This window comes from Cupriavidus sp. P-10 (genome assembly GCF_003402535.2).
GTDB lineage: Bacteria > Pseudomonadota > Gammaproteobacteria > Burkholderiales > Burkholderiaceae > Cupriavidus.
Genome location: NZ_AP025170.1, coordinates 1,540,374 through 1,563,459 on the forward strand (window position 1 = coordinate 1,540,374; position 23,086 = coordinate 1,563,459).

At 68.7% G+C, this 23,086-nt stretch carries 21 protein-coding genes; 12 read left to right on the plus strand and 9 right to left on the minus strand.

Going from position 1 to position 23,086, the window contains the following annotated elements:
- Window positions 1-98: 98 nt before the first annotated feature.
- On the plus strand, window positions 99-767 hold the full coding sequence (locus tag CTP10_RS07150) for an RraA family protein (protein WP_233528424.1): 669 nt from the start codon (window positions 99-101) through the stop codon (window positions 765-767).
- Window positions 768-821: 54 nt separating this feature from the next.
- On the opposite strand, the gene CTP10_RS07155 is transcribed toward CTP10_RS07150, so the two are convergent.
- Window positions 822-3,251 carry a TonB-dependent receptor gene (locus CTP10_RS07155; protein WP_116323267.1) on the minus strand — a complete coding sequence of 810 codons (2,430 nt, stop codon included), beginning with the start codon at window positions 3,249-3,251 and terminating at the stop codon, window positions 822-824.
- Between the two features lie 186 nt (window positions 3,252-3,437).
- Between CTP10_RS07155 and CTP10_RS07160 the strand changes: the two genes are divergently transcribed.
- The 8 genes from CTP10_RS07160 to CTP10_RS07195 all read left to right on the plus strand — a co-directional run bounded on the left by CTP10_RS07160 (window position 3,438) and on the right by CTP10_RS07195 (window position 11,618).
- Entirely contained in the window at window positions 3,438-4,802 is a 1,365-nt protein-coding gene (locus tag CTP10_RS07160; RefSeq protein WP_116323266.1) for a sensor histidine kinase, read from the plus strand.
- A complete protein-coding gene (locus CTP10_RS07165) occupies window positions 4,799-5,419 on the plus strand; it encodes a response regulator transcription factor (RefSeq protein WP_116323265.1) in 621 nt (206 codons plus the stop codon). The genes CTP10_RS07160 and CTP10_RS07165 overlap by 4 nt, the downstream gene beginning before the upstream one ends.
- On the plus strand, window positions 5,406-6,230 hold the full coding sequence (locus tag CTP10_RS07170) for an ATP-binding cassette domain-containing protein (RefSeq protein WP_233528423.1): 825 nt from the start codon (window positions 5,406-5,408) through the stop codon (window positions 6,228-6,230). The genes CTP10_RS07165 and CTP10_RS07170 overlap by 14 nt, the downstream gene beginning before the upstream one ends.
- Complete coding sequence (locus tag CTP10_RS07175) at window positions 6,227-7,231, plus strand: PQQ-dependent catabolism-associated beta-propeller protein (protein WP_116323263.1); 1,005 nt, start codon at window positions 6,227-6,229, stop codon at window positions 7,229-7,231. Before CTP10_RS07170 ends, CTP10_RS07175 begins: the two co-directional genes overlap by 4 nt.
- A complete protein-coding gene (locus CTP10_RS07180) occupies window positions 7,224-8,420 on the plus strand; it encodes an ABC transporter substrate-binding protein (protein ID WP_116323262.1) in 1,197 nt (398 codons plus the stop codon). Before CTP10_RS07175 ends, CTP10_RS07180 begins: the two co-directional genes overlap by 8 nt.
- 10 nt (window positions 8,421-8,430) lie before the next feature.
- The gene (locus tag CTP10_RS07185) at window positions 8,431-9,240 is read left to right on the plus strand and encodes an ABC transporter permease (RefSeq protein ID WP_116323261.1); all 810 of its coding nucleotides are present in this window, start codon (window positions 8,431-8,433) and stop codon (window positions 9,238-9,240) included.
- 226 nt (window positions 9,241-9,466) lie between these two features.
- Window positions 9,467-11,218, plus strand: a complete 1,752-nt coding sequence (locus CTP10_RS07190; protein WP_116323260.1) for a PQQ-dependent methanol/ethanol family dehydrogenase — start codon at window positions 9,467-9,469, stop codon at window positions 11,216-11,218.
- Window positions 11,219-11,297: 79 nt separating this feature from the next.
- Entirely contained in the window at window positions 11,298-11,618 is a 321-nt protein-coding gene (locus CTP10_RS07195; protein WP_116323259.1) for a c-type cytochrome, read from the plus strand.
- Window positions 11,619-11,732: 114 nt separating this feature from the next.
- Here CTP10_RS07195 and pqqE read toward each other — a convergent pair whose 3' ends face one another.
- From pqqE to pqqA, 5 genes are all read right to left on the minus strand, one after another.
- Window positions 11,733-12,920 (minus strand): pyrroloquinoline quinone biosynthesis protein PqqE, encoded by a 1,188-nt coding sequence (gene pqqE / locus CTP10_RS07200; RefSeq protein ID WP_116323258.1) that lies wholly within the window; start codon window positions 12,918-12,920, stop codon window positions 11,733-11,735.
- The gene (gene pqqD / locus CTP10_RS07205) at window positions 12,892-13,164 is read right to left on the minus strand and encodes a pyrroloquinoline quinone biosynthesis peptide chaperone PqqD (RefSeq protein ID WP_116323257.1); all 273 of its coding nucleotides are present in this window, start codon (window positions 13,162-13,164) and stop codon (window positions 12,892-12,894) included. Before pqqD ends, pqqE begins: the two co-directional genes overlap by 29 nt.
- 5 nt (window positions 13,165-13,169) lie before the next feature.
- A complete protein-coding gene (pqqC, locus tag CTP10_RS07210; protein WP_116323256.1) occupies window positions 13,170-13,862 on the minus strand; it encodes a pyrroloquinoline-quinone synthase PqqC in 693 nt (230 codons plus the stop codon).
- Window positions 13,859-14,776, minus strand: a complete 918-nt coding sequence (pqqB, locus tag CTP10_RS07215; protein WP_116323255.1) for a pyrroloquinoline quinone biosynthesis protein PqqB — start codon at window positions 14,774-14,776, stop codon at window positions 13,859-13,861. Before pqqB ends, pqqC begins: the two co-directional genes overlap by 4 nt.
- Before the next feature lie 85 nt (window positions 14,777-14,861).
- Window positions 14,862-14,936, minus strand: coding sequence for a pyrroloquinoline quinone precursor peptide PqqA (gene pqqA, locus CTP10_RS07220; protein WP_012355514.1), 75 nt, complete (start codon window positions 14,934-14,936; stop codon window positions 14,862-14,864).
- Window positions 14,937-15,020: 84 nt separating this feature from the next.
- Between pqqA and CTP10_RS07225 the strand changes: the two genes are divergently transcribed.
- Entirely contained in the window at window positions 15,021-16,013 is a 993-nt protein-coding gene (locus CTP10_RS07225; RefSeq protein ID WP_233528421.1) for an alpha/beta fold hydrolase, read from the plus strand.
- Here the strand turns inward: CTP10_RS07225 and CTP10_RS07230 are convergent.
- Window positions 15,965-17,968 (minus strand): sigma-54-dependent Fis family transcriptional regulator, encoded by a 2,004-nt coding sequence (locus CTP10_RS07230; protein WP_116323253.1) that lies wholly within the window; start codon window positions 17,966-17,968, stop codon window positions 15,965-15,967. The two genes, CTP10_RS07225 and CTP10_RS07230, sit on opposite strands and share 49 nt — an antisense overlap.
- Before the next feature lie 287 nt (window positions 17,969-18,255).
- On the opposite strand from CTP10_RS07230, the gene pedF reads away from it, so the two are divergent.
- A complete protein-coding gene (pedF, locus tag CTP10_RS07235; protein WP_116323252.1) occupies window positions 18,256-18,738 on the plus strand; it encodes a cytochrome c-550 PedF in 483 nt (160 codons plus the stop codon).
- Window positions 18,739-18,816: 78 nt separating this feature from the next.
- Window positions 18,817-19,728 (plus strand): substrate-binding periplasmic protein, encoded by a 912-nt coding sequence (locus CTP10_RS07240; RefSeq protein ID WP_116323251.1) that lies wholly within the window; start codon window positions 18,817-18,819, stop codon window positions 19,726-19,728.
- Window positions 19,729-19,745: 17 nt separating this feature from the next.
- On the opposite strand, the gene CTP10_RS07245 is transcribed toward CTP10_RS07240, so the two are convergent.
- Both CTP10_RS07245 and CTP10_RS07250 read right to left on the minus strand, forming a co-directional pair.
- The gene (locus CTP10_RS07245) at window positions 19,746-22,157 is read right to left on the minus strand and encodes a spermidine synthase (RefSeq protein ID WP_116323250.1); all 2,412 of its coding nucleotides are present in this window, start codon (window positions 22,155-22,157) and stop codon (window positions 19,746-19,748) included.
- Window positions 22,158-22,171: 14 nt separating this feature from the next.
- Complete coding sequence (locus tag CTP10_RS07250; RefSeq protein WP_233528420.1) at window positions 22,172-22,912, minus strand: protein-L-isoaspartate(D-aspartate) O-methyltransferase; 741 nt, start codon at window positions 22,910-22,912, stop codon at window positions 22,172-22,174.
- Window positions 22,913-23,086 lie beyond the last annotated feature (174 nt).

Consider the following 23,086-nt stretch of genomic DNA (forward strand, 5'->3'; position numbering starts at 1 on the left):
GAATTTACAGAAGGATCACGGAGGCAGAAAGTTGGCGGACTGGTGCGTCGCCACGGAAGGACCGTGAGGCGCGATGTCTTTCCGTACCGGAGCCTGCCGTGGCGTCAAACTTTGCCATCCACCCCGTTCCCCAACTTGCTCCGGCCGCGCTGGTCGAGGCCTTTCGCGAGGTCGTGACCCCGCATATCAGCGACAACCTGCAGCGCCTGTCCGGCGTGACCGGGCTGACGCGGTTTCACCGCAGCAAGAAGCTGGTCGGTACAGCCTTCACGGTGAAGGCCAGGCCCGGCGACAACCTGCTGATCTACAAGGCACTGATGGAACTCCAGCCCGGCCACGTGCTGGTGGTGGATGGTGGCGGCGATTGCACCAATGCGCTGATCGGCGAACTGATCATGCTCTACGCGCAGCAGCGCGGTTGCGCCGGATTCGTGCTCGATGGCGCGATCCGCGACACTGCGGCGTTCTACGAAGCCGATTTTCCCTGCTATGCGCGCGGCACCAGCCACCGCGGGCCGTACAAGCTCGGGCCCGGTGCGATGAACGTGCCGGTATCGATCGGCGGGCAGGTGATTTCGCCCGGCGACCTCATCGTCGGCGATGAGGATGGCGTGGTGTCGTTTCCGGCGGCCCAGGCGACTGCGCTGCTTGAAGCCGTGCAGGCCACCGTCTCGAAGGAAGACGCCATCAAGGACGAGATTGCAACCGGTCGGCGCGAGCAAGGCTGGCTTGAAGCCGTACTCGCGCCACACGGGCTGCTGGGGTAAGCCGGGCTACTTGTCCGCCACTGGCCCCGGGCGCCGCTTCCTGAGGGCCATCCCCTACATCCGGTACACCAGCCCCACCCAGACACTGCGCGGCGCCCCCGGCGCCACGAACAACGCCGTCGCGGCATCGCCGGGCGCCATGTGCGGCTGCACCAGGCTGCCGCCGGGAAACACGTTGTTCGCCACTTGCCCGTAGGTTTCGTAGCGCCGGTCGAACAGGTTGGCCACGCGCGCATAGACCTCGAAGCGCTTGTTCACCTTGTACGCGGCGCGCAGGTTGACGGTGGCGTAGCCGGGCACGTGCCAGTCGGCGGTCCTGGGCGGCTGGCCCGGCTGCGGATCGCTGCGCAGGCCGTCCTCGTTGCCGCTGGCGACGCTGCCGGACACGGCGACCAGGTCGGCGCCGAGCGTCAGCCCGGCCAGCGCCTGCCAGTCGGCGCCAAGCTTGAGCGTGTGGCGCGGCAGGCCGGCCATGCGCATGCCGGGCTGGACCTCGATGGTGCGCTCGCCGGCCGCCAGTTGGCCGGCCGCCTGGTAGGTAGCATGCAGGTAGCTGTAGGCCAGCCGCAGCGTGATATCGCCAGCGCGCTGGCGCGCGCTCAGGTCGAGCCCCTGGTTGCGGGTGCGGTCGAAGTTGGCGAAATAGCCGAGCTGGGTGTTGGGCGCGCGCAGGAACAGGATGTCGTCGTGGTTGTCGATGCGATAGAGCGCGGCGGTGACCTCGGTGTCCTTGCCGGGGCGCCAGCGCACGCCGGCTTCATAGGCGTGCGAGACCACCTGCTTCAGGTAGGGATCGGCCTGCAGTCCGGCCGGCAGGCGGCACGGGCGCGTGGGATCGGCGCAGCCGAGTTCGAGCACGGTGGGCACGCGGTTGTTCTGCGCGTAGCCGCCGAATACCGTGACGCCGCCGCCCAGTTTCTGGGCCAGCCCCACCGCCGGGTTGAGGCGGCGGTAGGTAAAGCTTTCGCGCGGCTGCTCGCTGCCGTCGCTGTTGCGCAGCGTATTGCTGACGGTGGCGAGATTCCACCTCGCCGACGCCGTCAGGAAGGTGCTGGGTGTCAGCGACCACGTATCGGACAGGTAGGCGCCGAAGGTGCGCGCGTTGCCGCTGACGCCGGAGAACAGCGCATTCGGCTCGGCCGGGTCGGCCACGGCGCCCCGGTCCGCGGTGAACGTGCCGGGCTGCTCGAACTGGGAATAGGTCAGCCGGCTGCGGTCCAGGCTGACGCCGGCGTTGAGCACGTGGCGATCGGTCTCTTTTGCCAGGCTGAGCGCCACGCCGACGGTCTGCTGCCGCATATGGGTGGTGTTGACCACGGCGGGATGCAGCGCGGCGCCTTCGGCGCGGGTCACGCCGCAGTCGCCGCCGCGCGGGCTGCCGTCGGCGTTGAAGCCGTCCTCGCAGGCTTCCGCATATTCCTCGTAATCGGGATTGACGTCGCCGTTGGTGGTGTCGCGGCGGCTGTTGCGCACATAGGCGAGGGCGGCGGCGCTGGTCTTGTCGTCGAACCAGTGGCGGCCGTTGGCGGCGACCTGGGTCACCTGGTTGCGGGTCTGGTCCGGGTAGGTATAGACGGCGCGACGGTTCGCCTGATAGATGTCGGGCAGCGTCGCGCTGCCGTCGGCGCGGTAGGACGGCACCAGCCCGTTGCCGGTCAGCGTGCTGCGGCCGTGCAGCAGCGAGACGTCGACGCTGCTGGTATCGCCCGCGTAGCCGGCCTTGGCGAAGATATTGCCGAGGCGCCCCGACGAATGGTCGCGCCAGCCGTGCTCCTGGAACAGGGTGCCGGCGGCGAAGGCGTGCCAGCCACCGTCGCTGCGCACGCCGCCCGACAGGTCCGCGCGCTTGCGGCTGCCGCTGCCATAGGACAGGTCGGCGGTGACGCCGGGCGAGTCCAGCCCGGAGCGGGAGGTCATGGCCAGCGCGCCGCCCAGGCTGTTCAGGCCATAGGCCGGGTTGGCGCTGGAGACCAGCGATACGCTGGCAAGCGCGGCCTCCGGGATCATGTCCCAGCTGACCACGTCGCCAAAGGGCTCGTTGACCCGAATGCCGTCGAGATAGACCGAGAGCCCCTGCTGCACGCCCGGGATCGATGAGGCGCGGAAGCCCCGGTAGGTGATATCGCTCTGGAAAGGGCTGCCCTGGATGTCGTTGACGTTGACGCCGGCCAGGTTGCGGGCCAGGTAGTCGGCCAGGTTGCTGGCGCGGGTGCCGTCCAGTTCATCGCCGCGCACGGTCTGCACGGTGTAGGGCACGAGGTCGCTGGCGACGCCGATGCCCGGCAGCGGCGCCGCGGCGACTACCAGCACTTCAGGCAGCACCGCACTGTCCTGATTTTGAGCAGCGGTGTCCAGTTGTGCAACAGCGGGACGCTGGAGCTGCATCGCCACGGCCATGGCGATGGCCGTGGCGATGCAGCGGCGGCGCGCGGCTGCGTGGCGGAATGCCTGCTTTTGCGGGACAGGGAACGGGCTGGCTGGCATCTTGCATCTCCTCGGGCGTACGGGGGTGCTGCCTGCATCGGGCGGCACCTGAAATCGAACTAGCTGAGGGGGTGGGGAGCAGGTTCCGTACCTCGGGCATCGGGAAAAACTCCCGACCTGGACCGGAGCGTCGACCACCAACGTCGACCGCCAACGCCGACCACCATCCCCCGGAGGAGCACTGCCATGACGATGTCGCACTTCCTGGCCAGCCGGGCCCTGTGGCTGTCCTGCGCATGCCTTGGCTGCGCGCTGCTGGCGGCGCTGTGGCAGGCACGGCAGGCGCTCGGCGAAGAGCGCAGCGGCGCTGCCGCCACGGCGCAGGCGATGGCGCGGCTGTCGGCGCTGCAGGCCGCGGGGCCGGCGGAGCGCGCGGCGCACCTGGCCGCGCTGCGCGCCATCAACCAGTCGGCGCAGATGCGCCACCTGCGGCTGCATGTGGAGGACGCCGCGGGCGGCGTGCTGGTGGGGGCCACGCCGCATGGCGACCCGGCGCATGCGGAAAGCCAATGGGACATCCGCGCGCGCGACGGCACCGTCTACCGGGCCGCGCTGCGCTGGAACCCGGACAGCGAACTGCGCGAAGCGCGTGGCGACGTGGCGGGCAACCTGGCTATGCTGGCCGCGTACAGCGTGCTGTTGCTGTGCTGCCTGTGCTGGGCCGCCCGCCGCGCCTTCGCGCCGCTGCAGCAGATCCTGGACGCCATCGGCCACTATGAACGCAAGGATTACAGCGTGCGGCTGCCCGCCATGCGCATCCATGAACTGGAGCTGGTGCGCCGCGCGCTGAACCACCTGGCGGGCGCGCTGGCGCAGCACCAGGCCGAACGCCGCGCACTGAGCCGCAAGCTGCTCGACGCGCAGGAATGCGAGCGCGCCCGGCTGGCGCGCGAGCTGCACGACGAGTTCGGCCAGGTGCTGACGGCCATGCGCGCGGACGCCGCCTATCTTGTCCGCAAGAGCGCGCATGCGCCGATGCTGCAGATCGTGGCCAACGACCTGGCCGGGCATTGCGCCAGGATCCAGGACGAAGTCCGCCACCTGCTGCACCGCCTGCGTCCGCATGGCGCGCAGCCCGACGGGCGCGTCGCCTGCCTGGCGCGGCTGCTGCAGGACCTGGTGCGCTGCTGGCGCGACCAGCCCGGCCAGTCGGTGCGGCTCGATTGCGAGGTCGACCTCGGCGGCGCCGCGCTGGGGCCGGACCTGACGCTGACGCTGTACCGGATGACGCAGGAGGCGCTGACCAATGTCATGCGCCACGCCGGCGCGGGCCAGGTGGCGGTCCGCATCGCCGCCACCGGCAACGCCGTCCACTGGTGCGTGCAGGACGACGGCAGGGGCATCGACGATATCGGCGCGGCGCTGCAGCGCAGCCACGGCCTGCGCGGCATGCAGGAGCGCGCCTGGGCGCATTGCGCCACGCTGCACGTGGGGCCGGCGCCAGGCATGCGCGGCTGCCGCTTGCGCGCAAGCTTTCCGGTGCCGGTGCCGGTGCCGGCGCAGGATGCCACGCAACTAGCCAACGTACCGGCAGGGAGCCAGCCAGCATGAACACGATCGATGTGGTGATTGCCGACGACCATGCCGTGGTGCGCACGGGCTACCGGCGCCTGCTCGAGCTGGACGACGGCATGCGCGTGGTGGCGGAGTTCGGCGATGGCGATGCCGCCTACGCCTGGCTCTCGCAGCACCGGGCCGATGTGCTGATCCTGGACTTGTCGATGCCGGGCCGTGGCGGCCTGGAGATGCTGCAGCGGCTGGGCGCACGCGTGCCGTCGCTGCGCACGCTGGTGTTCAGCATGCATGACAGCGCCGCCATCGTGCTGCAGGCCATGCGCGCCGGCGCGGCCGGCTACCTGACCAAGAACAGTGCGCCGGAGGCGCTGGTGGATGCGGTGCGCCGGGTGGCAGGCGGGGAGCAGGTGTTGTCCGCCGACGTCGCGGGGCTGGTGGACATGGGCCAGCCGCCGCCGCACCTGGCGCTGTCGCCGCGCGAGTTCGACCTCTTCCGCCAGTTCGCGCGGGGCACGGCGCTTGAGGACGTGGCCGCGTGCTTCTGCCTGAGCACCAAGACCGTGGCCAACTACCAGACCCTGATCCGCAAGAAAATGGGGTTGGCCAACCGCGTCGAGATGCATCGCTACGCAGTGGAGCATGGCTTTGGCTGACATGACCGCTACCCAGGCGCCGCTGGCGCTGCGCTGCGAGGCCGTGCGCAAGGCGTTCGGCGCCCGCGTGGCGCTGGACGGGGTTTCGCTCACCGTGCGGCGCGGCGAGTTCGTGGCGCTGCTCGGGCCCAACGGGGCGGGCAAGACCACGCTGTTCCAGATCCTCAGCGGCCTGTTCGTTGCCGATGCCGGGCGCGTGACGGTGCTGGACAGCGATATGCACGAGCACGACATGCGGCGCGATCCGGTGCGCGCGCTGGCGCGCCTCGGCATCGTGTTCCAGCAGCCGGCCATCGACCTGGACCTGCCGGTGCTGGCCAACCTGCGCTTCCATGCGGATTTGCACGGGCTGACGCGCCGCGTGGCCACGCAGCGCATCGCCCGGCTGCTCGACGCCTTTGGGCTGGCCCCGCGGGCGCATGCCCCGGTGCGCGAGCTGTCCGGCGGCAACCGGCGCAAGGTGGAGCTGGCGCGCGCGCTGCTGCACGAACCGGCGCTGCTGCTGCTGGATGAGCCCACCGTCGGGCTCGATCCGGCTTCGCGGGCGCAGCTGGTCAGCGATGCCAGACGGCTGACCGCGCAGGCGCAGGCCGGTGTGCTGTGGGCCACGCACCTGGTGCAGGAGGTGGAGCACGCCGACCGCGTGATCGTGCTGGACCGCGGCACCGTGCGCTTCGACGGCACGCCGGCGGCGCTGCGCGGCGCCGCCGGGCGCGACGACCTTGAAAACGCTTTCCTGGCTATGACGCGGGCACCGGCCGCTTCTGCCGCCACTTCCGCCAACAACACCGAAAGGAGCGTACCAGCATGAACGAGATGCCATCGCCGAGGTGGCTTGCCATCACGCTGCTGCTGGTGACGGCATTGCTGGTGGCCGCCGGACTGGCCGAAGCGGCGCGCGTGGCCAGTGGCCAGGTGTTCGTGTCGAGCGAGAAGGATGATGCAATTGCCGCCTTCGATGCGCGCAGCCGGCAACTGCTTGCCGTGTGGCGCCAGTGCAAGCGGCCGCGCCACCTGCAGCTCTCGCCCGATCGCGCGCGCCTGTATGTGGCCTGCAGCGATGACCACCGCGTCGACGTGGTCGACGTGGCCAGCCGCAAGACGCTGGCTTCGCTGCCGGTAGGGGACGACCCGGAGTTGTTCGACCTGAGCCATGACGGCCGCATGCTCTATGTCTCGAACGAAGAGGATGGCCTGCTGTCGGCCTACGACACCGCTTCGGGCAAGCGCGTATTCGCCGTCAAGGTTGGCGAGGAGCCGGAGGGCGTCAAGGTCAGCGCGGATGGCAAGCGGGTATACGTGACCTCGGAGGTGGCCAACCTGGTCCATGTGATCGACGTGGCCAAGCACAAGGTGGTCGGCAATATCCAGGTCGGCAACCGGCCACGCCGGCTGCTGCTGTTGCGCGACGGCAAGGAACTGTGGGTCTCGAACGAGCTGTCCGCCAGCGTCAGCGTGATCCGCACCGATACGCTGGAGGTGGCCCATACCATCCACTTCACGCCGCGGGGCTTCCGCGCCGGGGATGTGACCCCGGTGGGGATGGCGGCCAGCAGTGATGGCACGCGTGCCTATGTCGGGCTTGGGCGTGCCAACCACGTCGCGGCGGTGGACGTGGCGTCGCGCCGGGTGCTGGACTATGTGCTGGTCGGCCGGCGCGCATGGGGGCTGGCGCTGAGCCGCGACAACGCCAGGCTCTATGTCGCCAACGGCCTGTCGGACGACGTCAGCGTGGTGGATACCGCCAGCAGCAAGGCGACGGCAACCCTCAAGGCGGGCCGGGTGCCGCACTCGGTGGCGATCGATGACTGAACGCGTGCGCTGCTGCCGCTCGCTCGTTGCCGCGCTAGGCCTGTTCGCGGGTGCGGCCGGGGTGGCCGACTCCGCCGAGGTGCGCATGGCGGTGGTGTCGCTGGCCGGCGACCCGCGCCATGAGGCCCGCCGCCTTGCGCAGCGCTATCCCGGGCAGCCGCAGGGCCGCGCACTCGATGGCGCGCAGGTGGCGGCAGCGGAGGCCCGCTTCGCGCTGGAGGCAGCGGGCCAGTCGCTCAGGCTCGATGCCCAGGAAGCGCGCAGCGAAGCGGAAGTCGGGCCGATGGTTGCGGCGCTGGCGCGGCAGGGCACGCGCTTTATCCTGCTCGACCTGCCATCCGCGGCAGTGAGGCAGGCGACGGCCGCCATCAAGCCGGGCGAGGCCCTGCTGTTCAACGTCTCGGCCGATGACGACGACTTGCGCGGCGCCGCCTGTTCGCCGGTGCTGCTGCACACGCTGCCCAGCCTGCGCATGCGCGCCGACACCCTGATGCAATACCTCGCGCTGCGCACGTGGCGCCGCGCGCTGCTGCTGAGCGGGCCGTCGGCGGGCGACGCGGCGCAGCGCGATGCGCTGGTCAAGTCCGCGCGGCGCTTCGGCATTGCGTGGTCGGTGCAACGGACGTTCAGGCTGTCCAACGACCCGCGCGAGCGCGACCTGGCCAACGTGAACCTGCTGACCAATGGCACCGACCATGACGTGGTGGTGGTGGCAGATGCCGACGGCGAGTTCGCCCGCGGCGTGCCCTATGCCACGCAGCTGCCGCGCCCAGTGGTGGGCGCCAGCGGCCTGGGCGCGCAGGCCTGGCACTGGGCCTGGGACCGCAATGGCGGGCCGCAGCTCAACCGGCGCTTCACGCGTGCGGCGGGGCGCCCGATGACGGGCCACGACTGGGCCGCCTGGGTGGCGGTCAAGGCGATAGCGGAAAGCGTCGCAAGGCAGCCCAGGGCCGGCTTTGCCGCGCAGGCACAAGCCCTGGTCACCGGCAAGGTGGTGGTGGACGGCTTCAAGGGCCCGCCGCTGTCGTTCCGTCCCTGGGACCGCCAGTTGCGCCAGCCCGTCATGCTGGCTCACCCGGATGGCGTCGTTGCCGTGGCGCCGGTGGAAGGCGTGCTGCATCCGAAGAACAACCTCGACACCCTGGGCGCGGACGAAGCCGACACCGCGTGCCGCGCCCCGTCCTCGTAAGGCGCAACCCATGGCCACCGTGCTGATCCATCGCTGGCGCGCGCTGCGCGCCGTCTGCGGGCGCGAACTGCGCAAGTACCTGCGCCAGCCCGGGCGTCTGCTGTCGTCGCTGGTGCGGCCGCTGCTGTGGCTGCTGGTGTTCGCGGCCGGCTTCCAGAATGCGCTCGGCGTCGCGATCGCGCCGCCGTATGAGACCTACATCGAATACAAGGTGTACGTCGCGCCCGGCCTGCTCGGCATGATCGCGCTGTTCAACGGCATGCAGTCGTCGCTGGCGATGGTGTACGACCGCGAGATGGGCGTAATGCGCCTGCTGCTGACCGCGCCGCTGCCGCGTGGCTGGCTGCTCGGCTGCAAGCTGGCCGCGAGCACGGTGCTGTCGCTGCTGCAAATGGCCGCGTTCCTGCTGGTGGCGATAAGCTTCGGCATCCGGTTCGAGCCGTTGCACCTGCTGCCCGCTTGCGGCGCCATGGCGCTGGCGGCGCTGATGCTGGCTGCGCTGGGACTGCTGCTGTCGGTGCATGTGCGCCAGCTGGAGAACTTTGCCGGCACCATGAACTTCGTGATCTTTCCGATGTTCTTTGTCAGCTCGGCGCTGTATCCGCTGTGGAAGCTGCAGGAGTCAGGTGCCGAGATCGTCTATCAACTCGCGCGCTTCAACCCCTTCACGCATGCGGTCGAGGCCATACGCTTCGCGCTGTATGGGCAGGTGGCCCCCGTGAGCCTGGCCGTGGTGGCAGGCTGTGCTGCAGTGTTCTTTGCGCTGGCGCTGCGCGGCTACGACCCGCAGCGCGGCATGGCCCGCCAGGGGCAGGCGTGAACTGGGCTGCGGCCGCCACGCATGGCTGTTCAGATCTGGAGCAGATGCAACGCAGTGTTGCGTGCTGACACGGCCGCCGGCACGCAATGCGGCCGCTTTCGGCGTGCTAGCGCGGCAATCCGATTGGCATGGGAATTGCCGTAAGTGCGGGTCCGGTGCCTGGTGGGTGCCTGGTATCGGCGCACTGGCGCATCGGTGGGAAACCAAAACAAGAGAGGAGAAGGCAATGAGGACGTTACGAGCAGTGATGGCGATCGCGGCAGTCGCGACTGCCGCGGCCAGCCTAGCGGCGCAGGCGGCAGTGACCGACGCCATGATCGAGAACGACGCAAAGAGCCCCGGCGACGTGCTGTCGTGGGGCATGGGCCCGCAAGGGCAACGCTATTCTGCGCTGACGCGCATCAATACGAAAAATGTCGGCAACCTCGTGCCGGCGTGGTCGTTCTCGTTCGGCGGCGAGAAGCAGCGCGGCCAGGAAGCGCAGCCGCTCATACACGACGGCAAGATGTTCGTGACGGCATCGTATTCGCGCATCTACGCGCTCGACCTGAAGACCGGGGCCAAGCTGTGGAAGTACGAGCACCGCCTGCCCGAAGGCATCATGCCGTGCTGCGACGTGGTTAACCGCGGCGCGGCGCTCTACGACAACCTGGTCATCTTCGGCACGCTGGATGCACAGCTGGTGGCGCTGGACCAGAAGACCGGCAAGGTGGTGTGGAAGGAGAAGCTGGAGGACTATGCCGCCGGCTACTCGTACACGGCTGCGCCGCTGATTGTCAAAGGCATGGTGCTGACCGGCATCTCGGGCGGCGAATTCGGCGTGGTCGGCCGCGTCGATGCGCGCGATGCCAAAACGGGGCAACTGGCGTGGTCGCGCCCGGTGGTGGAAGGCCACATGGGCTACAAGTACGACAAGGACGGCAACAAGACCGAGATCGGCGTGACCGGCGCCGAGAACGCCAGCTGGCCAGGTGAGACCTGGAAGACCGGCGGCGCTGCCACCTGGCTGGGCGGCACCTATGATCCGGCCACCGGGCTGGTGTACTTCGGCACGGGCAACCCGGGGCCGTGGAACAGCCATATCCGCAAGGGCGACAATCTCTACTCCGCGTCGACGGTGGCGATCGATCCGGCCACCGGCAAGATCGTCTGGCACTACCAGAACACCCCGAACGATGGCTGGGACTTCGACGGGGTCAATGAGTTCGTGACCTTCGACCTCGATGGCAAGCGCATGGGCGGCAAGGCCGACCGCAATGGCTTCTTCTACGTCAACGACGCGCGCAACGGCAAGCTGGTCAACGCCTTTCCCTTCGTCAGGAAGATCACCTGGGCCAGCGGCATCGACCTGAAGACCGGGCGGCCCAACTTCATCAGCGAAGGCCGGCCCGGCGACCCGGCCGCCGGCACCGACCCGAAGAAGGGCAAGTCCGTGTTCGCCGCACCCGGCTTCCTGGGCGGCAAGAACCAGCAGCCGATGGCCTACAGCCCGCAGACCGGCCTGTTCTATGTGCCGGCCAACGAGTGGGGCATGGATATCTGGAACGAGCCGGTCAGCTACAAGAAGGGCGCAGCTTTCCTGGGCGCGGGTTTCACCATCCAGCCGCTGAACGAGGACTACATCGGCTCGCTGCGCGCGATCAATCCCAAGACCGGCAAGATCGTCTGGGAGGCTAAGAACGGTGCGCCGCTGTGGGGCGGTGCGATGACCACTGCCGGAGGACTGGTGTTCTGGGGCACGCCGGAGGGCTATCTGAAGGCAGCCGACGCCCGGACCGGCAAGGAACTGTGGAAGTTCCAGACCGGCAGTGGCGTGGTGGCGCCGCCGGTCACCTGGGAAGACAACGGCGAGCAGTACGTGGCCGTGGTGTCGGGCTGGGGCGGCGCGGTGCCGCTATGGGGCGGGGAAGTCGCCAAGCGGGTGAATTTCCTGGAGCAGGGCGGATCGGTGTGGGTGTTCAAACTGCACAAGAGCTGAACACGGGCCGGTCGATGGACATGCACGCTGGCATTGCGATGCCGGCGTGCGCGCATAACAAAACAGTGAGACCAATGGTATGAAGAAGGAATGGATGGCGCTGGCGGCTGCGGTGCTGCTGCCTTGCGCGGCGCAGGCGGGCACGGCGGCCGATATGCAGGCACTGGCTGACAAGAACGGCTGCTTCGCCTGCCACGGCATGCAGTCGAAACTGGTGGGGCCGGGCTTCGCCGAGGTGGCGGCCAAGTACAAGGGGGATAGCCAGGCAGCCGGGCGGCTGGCCAGGAAGATCCGTGAAGGTGGCAAGGGGGCGTGGGGGCCGGTGCCGATGCCGGCGCATGGCAATCTTGGCGAGGCGGATGCGAAGAAGCTCGCGGAGTGGGTGCTGGATGTAGGGTAGGAACGCGGTAGGAACGCGGTAGGAACGCGGTAGGAACGCGGTAGGAGCGCGTGAGAAGCGCGTAAGAAGCGCGTAAGAAGCGCAGCCCGGCTGGCGCGAGCCAGCCGGGCTTTCCTACTTGCCCGCAGCGCTCAGGCGCAGGGAGTTGCCATCGCTACGAAACACCATCGGCTGGACTTCGCCGCGCGCCTGCAGGGCCGCAAGCCGGCCCCGCAGCACGACCTCGCCGACCTTGCCGTGCTCTGCGGAGCGCTCGCAGACCGGATCGGTCGCAGCGGGGTCGCCGGTCAGCAGGAAGGCCTGGCAGTGGCAGCCGCCGTAGTCCTCCTCCCGGTGGTCGCAGGACCGACACGGTTCCTGCATCCATGCCGTGCCGCGAAAACGGCGGAACGCCTCGCTGTCGCGCCAGATCTCGCGCAATCCCTGCGTCGTCACATTCGGCAGCGCCAGCCCCGGCAGCATGCGCGCCGCGTGGCACGGCAGGGCAGTCCCGTCGGGCGCCACGCCCAGGAAGGTCGTGCCCCAGCCATTCATGCACTTCTTGGGCCGGGCCTCGAAGTAGTCGGGCACCACGAACAGGATCTGGCACCGCTTGCCGATGCGCGCCCGGTACTCCCTGACCACGGCCTCGGCCTCCAGCAACTGCTCGCGCGTGGGCAGCAGCGCAAGGCGGTTCTCCCACGCCCAGCCGTAGTACTGGGTATTGGCCAGCTCAAGGTATTCCGCCCCCATCTGCAGCGCCATCTCGATGATGGTGCCGACATGCGGCAGGTTGTGCCGGTGCAGCACGCAGTTCATCACCATCGGGTAGCCGTGCGCCTTGATCATCCGGGCTACGCGCTGCTTCAGGTCGAAAGTGCGGGTGCTGGAGAGGAAGTCGTTGAGCTCGCGCGTGGAATCCTGGAAGGACAGCTGGATATGGTCCAGCCCCGCCTCGCGCAATGCCGTGAGCCTGGCGTCGGTCAGGCCCACGCCAGAGGTGATGAGGTTGGTATAGAAGCCCAGGCCGTGCGCATGCCGCACCAGTTGTTCCAGGTCCTTGCGCAGCAGCGGCTCGCCGCCGGACAGGCCGAGTTGCACTGCACCCAGTGCGCGTGCCTGGCTGAATACGTCGCACCACTGCGCGGTGTCGAGCTCGGCCGTGTGCCGGGCATAGTCCACGGGGTTCGAGCAAAAGGCGCAGTGCAGCGGGCAGCGGTAGGTCAGCTCGGCCAGCAGCCACAGCGGCGGGCCGGGCTGGCCGGGCTGGCCGGGCGGGGGGGCAGCGATGGCGTCAGACCAGCCAGCCGCGTTCGGTCGCATGTTTGACAAAGGCATGTACCTCCGGGGCGATGCCCTGCACGCCGAATGCGGCCTGCAGGTCGTCGATCAGCATGTCGAGCGTATGGCCGCCGTCGCAGCGCTGCAGGATCGCGGCGGCGCTGTCGTTGAGGGTGACCAGGCCTTCCGGGTAGAGCAGCACCCAGTTCTGCTGGGCCTCTTCCCATTGCAGGCGGAAGGTCCGGTGCAGCAGCGGGCGGGCGAGGTCTGGCGCGTTGGCTGTCATGGCTGTCATGGCTGGGCGTGCTGGATGGCGTCGAGCATCGACCAGAGGACGTCGAGCTTGAACTGCAGGATGTCGAGCGCGCGCTGCTGTTGCTCCGGGGAACGGAAGTAATCCAGCGTCACGCGCAGTCCATGGTCGACGTCGCGCTGCGCCAGCGGGATGCGCGAACGGAAGTAGTCCAGCCCGGCGGCCTCGATCCATGGGTAGTGGGTGGGCCAGCCGGCCAGGCGCTCCTTGTGGATCTCCGGCGCGAACATCTCGGTCAGCGACGAGCACACGGATTCCTGCCACGGCGCGCGGCGCCCGAAATCGACATAGGCATCGACGGCAAAGCGCACGCCCGGCACCACGTGCCGATGGTCCAGCAGCGCCTCGCGCTCCAGCCCTACGGCCTGGCCCAGCCGCAGCCAGGCTTCGATGCCGCCGGGCACGACGTCGGTGCCGTCGTGGTCGAGGATGCGCACGACCCACTGGCGGCGCGTGTCGCGGTCGGGGCAGTTGGACAGGATCGCGGCATCCTTCAGCGGGATATTCGCCTGGTAGTAAAAGCGGTTTGCCACCCACGCGCGGATCTGCGCTGGCGAACACTCCCCGGCGGCCATGCGCCGGTTGAACGGATGGTGGATGTGGTAGCCGCTTTCCTTGGCACGCAGGCGGGCCTCGAACTCCGCCGGGCTCCATGCAATGGGATGTGTCATAGCGCGATTTCCATGCCGTCGCAGGCCAGCTCGATGCCGTGCCGCGCCAGTTCGGCGCGTTCGGGAGAGTCTTCCACCAGCACGGGGTTGGTATTGTTGATGTGGATGAGAATCTTGCGTGTGGCCGGCAGCCGGTCGAGGATTTCGATCATGCCGCCGCGGCCAGACAGCGGCAGGTGGCCCATGTCGGCGGCGGCCTTGGCGGAGAAGCCCAGGGCCTGCATCTCGTCCTCGCGCCAGAAGGTGCCGTCGACCAGCACGACGTCGGCGTCGCGCAGTTCCGCGAAGACGAGGTCGTCGACGCTGCCGAGGCCGGGCGCATAGAAAGCGCGGCGCCCGCTGCGGCTGTCTTCAATACGCAGGCCGATGTTGTCACCGGCGCGCGGGGCGTTGCGGCTGGGGGAATAGGGCGGGGCCTTGCTTTGCAGCGGCACGGCCGTGAGCCGGATGCCTTCCAGCGGCGGCACGGTGAACGGCGTGCCGTCGCAAGGCAGGGCGTGCGTCTGCAAGCCGCAGTAGTGCGACAGCATGCGGGTCAGCGGAAAGGCCGCCCCCAGGTCATCGAGGACCGCCGCGGTTGCATAGAGCGGCAGGGCCCGGCGGTGCTCGCGCAGCATCAGCAGGCCGGTGACGTGGTCGATCTGCGCGTCCATCAGCAGCACCGCCGCGATGGCGCTGTCGCGCGGCGCGCGCGCCGGCTGCAGTGCGGGCGTCTGGCGCAGCTGTTGCAGGATGTCGGGCGAGGCGTTGACCAGGATCGAATCCGGTCCGTCGCCGGACAGCGCGATCGACGACTGCGTGCGCGGCGTGGCCCGCACGGTGCCGCGGCGCACGCCGTCGCAGTTGTGGCAATTGCAGTTCCACTGCGGAAAGCCGCCGCCGGCGGCCGACCCCAGTACCCGGATGGTTGTCATGGCGCGAGCGCTTTGTCGTGGGGCATGGCGTCACGGAGCAGGCGCGCGGTCCGGCAATGCGGGCGTTGCGCCTGTCCGGGCGCGGTCAGCGGTTGGCGATATACATCGTGATCTCGAAGCCCAGCCGCAGCTCGGTGTAGGCAGGGGTGGTCCAGGTCATGTCTCTCTCCTTGGGTGGCATGGTTAGTGAATATCGTTGTGGCGCGGCAGGCTGGGCTGCCGCATCCCCGTAAAGGCAACATCCATGCCCGACGTATCCACACCCGACATATCCATGACCAATGCCTGCTTCTACCTGCGCACGCCAGACGCCCAGCGCCTGCATGTGCGCCTGGCCGGCGCCGCGCACGGCGAGCCATGGCTGGTCCTGCATGGTGGCCCCGGCAGCGGCTGCCCGGCGGCGATGGCGGCATGGTTCGACTTGCGGCGGCACCGCGTGGTCATGCCGGACCAGCGCGGCGCCGGCCGGTCCAGGCCGGCGGGGTGCCTGCGCCGCAATAACGTGGGCGCGCTGCTGGCCGACCTGGAGCAGTTGCGCCGCACGCTGGGCATCGAACGCTGGGGCGTGGTCGGCGGATCGTGGGGGGCGGCACTTGCGCTGGCCTATGCCGCGCGCTGCCCGGATGCAGTGGCGGCGCTGGTGTTGCGCGGCGCATTCCTGACCGGACGCGACGACGTGTTCAACCTGTTCTCGTCGCGCCATGGCGGCCGCATGCTGGAACGCGTCAGGCCGCTGGGCGAGCGCCTGAGCGATGCCCGTGCACGCCTGATCACTGTGTCACGACTGTTTCAAAGTGGGACACCTGTCCAGAAACGGGACACCGCCGCGGCGTGGCGGGCGAGCGAACAAACATTGCTTGGCATGCCGCGGCGGTTGCGCTCCCGCCGCCCGCTCCTGCGCGAGCGCGAGGCCACGGTGGCCAAGTACCGCATCCAGGCGCACTACCTGCGCAATCGCGCCGGGCTGGGCAAGCCGGCCCTGCTCAGGGCGGCGCGGGCGATTGCCGCGCACGGGCTGCCGGTAACGCTGCTGCATGGCCGGGCCGATGCGGTCTGCCGGCCCGCCAATGCGCTGCGCCTGCAGGCGGCGATGCCCGGCGCGCGCCTGGTGTGGGTGGATGGCGGGCACCTGACCGGCGGTGCGATGGGCGCAGCACTTGCCGCCGCCATCGGCGCGCCGGGCGTGGCTCAGCCGGGCTGGTGCGGCAGTCCGCGCGCTTCTTCCATCTTCCGGTAGACCGTATTGCGCGAAATGCCCAGCGCCTTGGCCGCCGCCGAGATATTGCCGTGGTGCGCCCTGACGGTGGCGACGATGGCCTGGACCTCGACCTCGGCCAGCCGCGTCGGCTGCGCACCCGGCGGCCCGCCCGTCAGGGCATGGGCTGCCGGCGCGGCCGCCCGCGCCTGCCGTTCGCGCAGGTCGTCCAGGAAATCGTCGGGCAGGTGGTCCTCGGTGATCTCGGCTTCGCCTTCGGCCATCAGCCGCGCGGTGCGCAGCAGGTTGCCGAGCTGGCGGATATTGCCCGGCCAGTGGTAGTGCCGGAACATCTCCATCACCGAGCCCTTGATGCGCGGTGGCACGCCTGCGGCCTGCTCCTGGCGCAGCAGCTTGCCGGCCACCACGTCCAGGTCGCTGCGCTCGCGCAGCGCGGGCAGGCGCACCACCAGGCCGTTGAGGCGGTAGTACAGGTCCTCGCGGAACTGCCCGCCGGCTACCATCTCGCGGAGGTTGCGGTTGGTGGCGCACACCAGCGAAACATCGATATGGATCACCTTGCTGCTGCCCAGCGGCTGCACCGCGCGCTCCTGCAGCGCGCGCAGCAGCCGCCCCTGCAGGTGCAGCGGCATGTCGCCGATCTCGTCCAGGAACAGCGTGCCGCCGTTGGCCAGCAGCATCTTGCCGATGCCGCCTTTCTTGCGGGCGCCGGTGAAGGCGCCTTCCTCGTAGCCGAACAGCTCCGATTCGATCAGGTTTTCGGGGATCGATGCGCAGTTCACCGCGATGAACGGACCCGCGCGGCGCGGGCTGTCGGCGTGGATGGCGCGCGCCATCAGTTCCTTGCCGGTGCCGGTCTCGCCCAGCACCATGACCGGGATGTCCTTGCCGATCACCTTGCGCAGCTTGCAGATGACGGCCCGGATCTGGGTGTCGCCGGTGTCCAGGTCATCCAGCCCCTCGGGCCCGGACGGGTCGGCGCGCAGGCGCTGTGGCGCCACGACGGCCTCGCGCGCGTCGGGGCGCATATCGTGGCGCACATCCGGGCGTACATCGGGGCGCGCTGCGTCCACGCCGGGCACCGCGCTCCGGCTGGTCTTCCATTCCACGCGCGCGCTGACCTTGACGCCGCTTGGCAACTGCAGCTGCACCATGGCCGCCTGTGCCGCGCGCACCGCATCGAACAGCTGCGACATCGACATGCCGAACAGCGAAGAGAAGGTATGCGCCTGCAGCGCGCCGTTGGACAGGCCCAGCTGGAACTGCCCGCTGCGGTTCGCCGACAGGAAGCGCCCGCCCGGCGTGAACGACACGATGCCCTCGACCAGCGTGCCCAGGAACTCCGCACGCGAATGGAAGCGGATGCACACCATGTCGCGGAAAGCGTTGCCGAACAACTGGTTTTCGATCATCTGCGCCGACATCCGCACCAGCGCCATAGTGTGCTTGTGGAAGCCGCGCTGGTCGCCGGTCACATCGAGCGCGCCGACGGTCTTGCCGTAGGGATCGAGGATGGTCATGCAGGAACAGGTCAGGAACTGGTTGGCCTCCAGGAAGTGGTCGGCGCCGTGGACCAGCGTGGCACGGTTCTCGGCCAGCGCGGTGCCAATCGCGTTGGTGCCGCGGGACGACTCCGACCAGTCCGCGCCGGCGCGCAGCGCCACCTTGTCGGCGCGGGCAAGGAAATCGTCGTCGCCCAGCGAGTGCAGGATCAGGCCGTCGGCGTCGGTCAGGATCACCATGCTCTGGGTGTTCACGATCTGGTCGTAGAGCGTTTCCATCACCGGCAGCGCATAGGTGAACAGTGATTGACTGCGTTCGATGCGGGTCTTCAGCTCGCTCTGCAGCACAGGGCAGAAGTCCGGCGACTCATATGGGCGCAGGCCATAGGAAGCGGAACGCTGGTGGGCCTGGGCAATCAGTTCGGCGCGTTCGGGTTGCGCAGGTTCACCTGCCGTGGCGGCTTGGAAGGTCATCTCTGTGTCTCCTGTGGAAGGTCGCCCGCGATCTTTGCGCGGGTCGCTGCCGGCGCCTTCAGCGGGCGCGTGTCCGACAGTGTTGCGTCATGAAGCAAGACGCTTGCCAGAGTGTGGCATTGCGGGACACCCGCGCGCCGATGGCTTGTTCCGCTCCGGCTGGCGCGGCCCTGGCCAGCGCTGCTGCGGAGCGGTTCCGCGTCCCGTCGGGCCCGTGTCCTGCCCGCTGGTATGGCTCTTGCGGAAATGACGTCAAACACAGAACCCATTCACCGCAGGAGACATCCATGAACACGCAGCGCCATTTGCTTGCCTTGCTATCGCTTTGCGCGGCCCTTGCCGCCCTTGCCACCCCCGCCTCCGCGCTGGCCCACGGCGACGTCACGCCACAGGCCGTCGACACCAAGGCCCTGCCACAGCTTGGCGACGAATGGCGTCCGGACAATCCCTACCGTACCGGCGCCGCGCAACAGGAAGCGCAGCGCATCGGCAGCTCGGCCTACAACCAGAACTGCGCGCGCTGCCACGGCCTGGAAGCGGTGTCCGGCGGCATCGCCCCCGACCTGCGCAAGCTCGACGGCGACTGCGTGTCGCTGGCGGATGCCAAGAAGAAGCAGGCCTGCATGGGCGAGATCTCGCAGTTCTACACCACCACCGTGCGCAAGGGCCGCACCCGCGACGGACGCGTCTACATGCCGCCGTTCGACGGCGTGCTGAGCCAGGAAGCGGTGTGGGCGATCAAGACCTACCTGGAATCCCGGCGCGAGTGAGCGCCGGGCGTCCCGCAGGCCATGCCGTTCCACATGCCGTTCCTATAGCCGTCGTCATTCAATTCCAGGAGAGACCTCATGCCTGCCAGCCCAGTCAGTGGCCAGAGGCTTTGCCAGACCCACGCTGCACCAGCGGCACCGGCATCTACCCGGCGCCGGCTGTGCCTCGCCTTGCTGGCGGCCGGCGCGTTGCTCTGCACACAGCCCGCGTTGGCGGACCTGGCCAGGATCCGCCAGAACGGCTCGCTCAAGGTCGCGGTCTACAAGGGCCTGCCGCCTTTCTCGGCGGTGGCGGGCAGCCATTACGACGGCATTGACGTCGCGCTGGCCAAGGCCCTGGCCAGCGAACTGGGTGTGTCGGTGTCGCTGCTGCCGTTCGATGCCGACGAGAACATGTCCGACGACCTGCGCTCGATGGTCTGGCGCGGCCACTATCTCGGCTATGGCCCCGCGGACGTGATGCTGCACGTGCCGGTCGACCGCGCCTTCATGCGCGCCAACGACAAGGCGCTGATCTTCGCGCCTTACTACCGCGAGACCTTCGTGCTGGTGCGCGACCGCGAGCGCGTGCCGGACTTGCGTAGCCTGGACGACCTGGCGGGCCAGCCTGCCGGCGCGGTGGCAGGCTCTGCCGGCGCCAGCGCGCTGCTGTCAGGCGCGGGCGGCGCCTTGCGCGACAAGGTGAAGATCTACCCCGAGGCCGGGCAGGCGCTGCGCGCGCTTTTCGCCGGCGAGATCGCCGCCGCGATGGTGACCCGCGCGCAATACGAGAGCGCGCTGCAGGCCGCTGGCCAGTCCGGGGCGCGCTTTGCCACGGCGGACGTCAGCTCGCCGCTGCTGCCGCCGCGCGGCTGGGCGGTCGGCATGGCGATCAAGGCCGGTGACACGGAACTGGCGCAATCGCTGGAAAATGCACTGGACGCCCTCAGGCGCAAGGGCGAACTGGCGCGCATCTTTGCCGGCTATGGGGTGACGATGCAGGAGCCGTGAGGCGAGGGCGATTGCCGTCATGGGCAGGCCAGCGCCGCTGCGGCATACAGCAGCAGCGCCACCAGTATCACCACGGTAAAGCCGGCATGGATGGCAACCAGCGTGGCCAGCACCGCCGCCACCACCGATGCGCAGGCGTTGATGCCCCAGGCCCACGGCACCAACGCTTCGTCGCGAGCCGCGATCCGGTCCAGGCCGAGCGGAAAGGGCATGCCCATCAGAAACGCCAGCGGCGCGATCAACAGCACCGCGACGGCAATCCGGGCCGGATCGGGCAATGCGATCAAGAGCCTGAAGAGGGCCGGCAGCCCCGCGAGGTAGAGCAGCGATATCGCCCAGATGCCGGCGACCGCCAGCATCACCTGGCGCCCATCGCGTGAGGGGAGGCGTTGCGAGTAGCGGCTGCCAAGCCCGGCGAAACAAAGGAAGGCGCACAGCACTACTGCCACGGCGTACAGCGGATGGCTCAGGAACAGGATGAATTTCTGGATGAAGGCGATCTCGACGAACATGAAGCCGACCCCGACCGCCAGGAAATAGAAGCCGACACGCCATGCGTGCGGACGCTGGCTGCCGCCGGTTGCGACGGGGGTGCGCCGCCGGAGTATTCGCAGCGGGACCACGATCAGCAGCAATGCCGCGGCGGTTGCCTGCAGCAGCGTGGCGACCAGCACCGGATAGCCCCATTCCAGCAGGGGCAGGCCGCCCTGCGACTTCAGCGCCAGCAATTCAGGCAGCGTGCGCCATTTGAAGAAATGGAAGAAATAGGGCTTGTCATCGGTGGCGGGCCGCACGTCAAACTTATATTCCGACAGGAAGCGCGCACGATCGGGGCCGAGCAAGGCTCGCGCAGTCTCGAAGAAGTAAGGCTTGTCGAGCACGTTGTAGCGATTGGCCTGGCCCGGCTGGATGCCGGGAAAGTACTCGACGTCGAACGAACGGGCGCGACAGAAGGCCTGCAACGCGGCAAGCTCCGCCGCGTCGAACTCGCCGTTTTTTACCAGGAGCGTCGCCGTCTTCCAGCCGCGGATCAGCACCAGCCGCCGCGCCGGCGCCGGCACGTCCATGCCCTCCATGGCTGCCACGGCGGTGGCGAACAGCTTGGGGATATCGCGCGGCGGCAGCGTGACCCAGCGCGTGATCGCCAGCATGCCGCCGGGACGCAGATGGCGCAGGTAGCCCTGGAAGGCTTCCACGGTATAGAGATAGCTCTCGGACAGCGCATACAGGCCCGCTGACGATGTGCTGAACGAATCGAGCAGGGCTACCTGGATCAGGTCGTAGCGGTCCTTGCTGGCCGCCAGGAAGCCGCGCGCTTCGCCGGTAAAGACACGCACGCCCGGTGCGCTGTACGGCTTGCCGGAGAACGCGGCGAAGCGGCCCTGGACCAGTTCGATCACCTGCGGATTCAGTTCCACGGCATCAACAGCGCTGGCGTGATGCCAGATTGCCTGCAGGACGTCCGCCCCGGCGCCGCTTCCCAGCACCAGCACCCTGGGGTTTCGCAGCAGGTGGAACGGCAGGGCAGAGGTCAGGTCGCCGAGGTACGCCAGCGGCTCGCGCCGGCCGTCATAGCGGTTGAGCGCGCTGAGCCCGTCGCCATCCGTCAGCACGGCCAGTTGCGGCGGCGGCTCGGTGCTGGCATTCAGGCTCAGTCCGGGCGCATGACGCAGCGGGATCGACGGGCTTTCCACCACCGTGACCAGCCCGAGCGGACTGGAGCGCTGCGCCACCACCCGTGCATCGCCGATGCGCAGCAACTGGCTCAGCTCCTTGTACTCGGATGGCCGCAGCGCGATCCATTCTTGGGGCACGGCAGCCGGCACTAGCGCCGCCACCAGCAGCAGCGCCGGCAACCATGGGCGATGCCAGCGGCATTCCATGCAAGCGAGCGCGGCCGCCGCCATGCCCGTCGCGCTGACCAGCCGCAGCGCCCCGACCGGGCTCAAGGCGAACAGCGCCACGATGATCCCGAGGCAACCCAGCCCGGCCCCCAGGATGTCGAAGCTGTAGACGCGGTGGACCTGCGCGTTGAAGCGAGAAAACACCAGGCAGACGCTGGTCGCCGCGCAGAAGAACGGCACGAATAGCAACAGGTAGAGCAGCAGCAGGCGCAGCGGCTGCGATGGCTCCCACAGGATTTCCAGCGGATTGAAGGCGACTTGCTGGGCAATCGCGAAACACGCCATCGTCCCGGCGCCGAAGAGCAGGGCGCCCGCAGCGAATGCCGGCATGAAATGGCGCAGCAGCGCCTGCCGTGCGAGGGCGACCAGCGCGCCGGCCGCGCCATAGCCCAGCAGGGCGACACTGATCATCATGTAGGCGAAGTGGTGCCACAGGATGATGGACAGCAGCCGCATCAGCAGGATTTCATAGCCGAGCGCAGCGGCGGACAGCAGGGCCAGGGCAAGCAGCGGCGGTCGTGGCATGGGCCGGCGGCGCGCTATTGCTTGCTTACCAGCGGCACGAACCTGACCGGCAGGATCTGCCGGGTGGACACGGCGCCGTCGGCGGCCTTCTCGACCAGCAGCAGGTATTGCGTCATGAACTGCGCGCCCACCGGGATCACCATGCGGCCGCCAGGCTTGAGTTGGCGGATCAATGGAGGCGGCACATGGCTGGCCGCGGCGGTGACGACGATGGCGTCATACGGCGCGTGTTCCTCCCAGCCGTAGTAGCCATCGCCAACCTTGCACGCCACTTGCCGATAGGCCAGTCGCTTCAGCCGGTCGCAGGCCTGCCGTCCCAGCGGCTCGATGATCTCGATGGTGTAGACCGCCTTGACCAGTCCGGCCAGCACAGCCGCCTGGTAACCCGAGCCGGTGCCGATCTCCAGCACGGTATCGCCAGGCTTTGCCATCAGCAGGTCAGTCATCAGGCCGACGATATAGGGCTGCGAGATGGTCTGGCCATGGCCGATGGGCAGCGGGCGGTTGTGATAGGCGTACGGCTTCTGCCCATCGGGAACGAACTCGTGCCGCGGTACCTGACCCATCACCGCCATGACGCGCGGGTCCAGCGTGTGTCTGCCGCTGGCCGCACCGGTGCCGGCCGCGACGGTGGCGATCTCCTTCACCATCTCGGCGCGCTCGGCGGTGCTTGCGTCCTGGGCGCTGGCGCTGCGCCATGCCGGCGCCACGGTGAGGGCGGCGGCGAGCAGTAAGAGGGCGGGTGACGGTTTCACGGCAAGCACCGGTAGGTTGCCTTATGGACATCGTAGTCACGAAAACGCGCGCTTCTAAGGGCTCGGGCCACGCGGATAATGCACATGGCTCGCCAAGTGGCAAAAGAGGCGCTTTCAGGATTTTTTGAAAAACACTTGCCACTTTGTTTCGGAGGCCCTAATATTCGCCCCCTC

Bases quoted from the DNA above. Each gene is read 5' to 3' on its own strand.
- CTP10_RS07155 (WP_116323267.1), bottom strand. From the start codon at position 3,251: ATGCCAGCCAGCCCGTTCCCTGTCCCGCAAAAGCAGGCATTCCGCCAC.
- CTP10_RS07160 (WP_116323266.1), top strand. From the start codon at position 3,438: ATGACGATGTCGCACTTCCTGGCCAGCCGGGCCCTGTGGCTGTCCTGC.
- CTP10_RS07165 (WP_116323265.1), top strand. From the start codon at position 4,799: ATGAACACGATCGATGTGGTGATTGCCGACGACCATGCCGTGGTGCGC.
- CTP10_RS07170 (WP_233528423.1), top strand. From the start codon at position 5,406: ATGGCTTTGGCTGACATGACCGCTACCCAGGCGCCGCTGGCGCTGCGC.
- CTP10_RS07175 (WP_116323263.1), top strand. From the start codon at position 6,227: ATGAACGAGATGCCATCGCCGAGGTGGCTTGCCATCACGCTGCTGCTG.
- CTP10_RS07180 (WP_116323262.1), top strand. From the start codon at position 7,224: ATGACTGAACGCGTGCGCTGCTGCCGCTCGCTCGTTGCCGCGCTAGGC.
- CTP10_RS07185 (WP_116323261.1), top strand. From the start codon at position 8,431: ATGGCCACCGTGCTGATCCATCGCTGGCGCGCGCTGCGCGCCGTCTGC.
- CTP10_RS07190 (WP_116323260.1), top strand. From the start codon at position 9,467: ATGAGGACGTTACGAGCAGTGATGGCGATCGCGGCAGTCGCGACTGCC.
- CTP10_RS07195 (WP_116323259.1), top strand. From the start codon at position 11,298: ATGAAGAAGGAATGGATGGCGCTGGCGGCTGCGGTGCTGCTGCCTTGC.
- pqqE (WP_116323258.1), bottom strand. From the start codon at position 12,920: ATGCGACCGAACGCGGCTGGCTGGTCTGACGCCATCGCTGCCCCCCCG.
- pqqD (WP_116323257.1), bottom strand. From the start codon at position 13,164: ATGACAGCCAACGCGCCAGACCTCGCCCGCCCGCTGCTGCACCGGACC.
- pqqC (WP_116323256.1), bottom strand. From the start codon at position 13,862: ATGACACATCCCATTGCATGGAGCCCGGCGGAGTTCGAGGCCCGCCTG.
- pqqB (WP_116323255.1), bottom strand. From the start codon at position 14,776: ATGACAACCATCCGGGTACTGGGGTCGGCCGCCGGCGGCGGCTTTCCG.
- CTP10_RS07225 (WP_233528421.1), top strand. From the start codon at position 15,021: ATGCCCGACGTATCCACACCCGACATATCCATGACCAATGCCTGCTTC.
- CTP10_RS07230 (WP_116323253.1), bottom strand. From the start codon at position 17,968: ATGACCTTCCAAGCCGCCACGGCAGGTGAACCTGCGCAACCCGAACGC.
- pedF (WP_116323252.1), top strand. From the start codon at position 18,256: ATGAACACGCAGCGCCATTTGCTTGCCTTGCTATCGCTTTGCGCGGCC.
- CTP10_RS07240 (WP_116323251.1), top strand. From the start codon at position 18,817: ATGCCTGCCAGCCCAGTCAGTGGCCAGAGGCTTTGCCAGACCCACGCT.
- CTP10_RS07245 (WP_116323250.1), bottom strand. From the start codon at position 22,157: ATGCCACGACCGCCGCTGCTTGCCCTGGCCCTGCTGTCCGCCGCTGCG.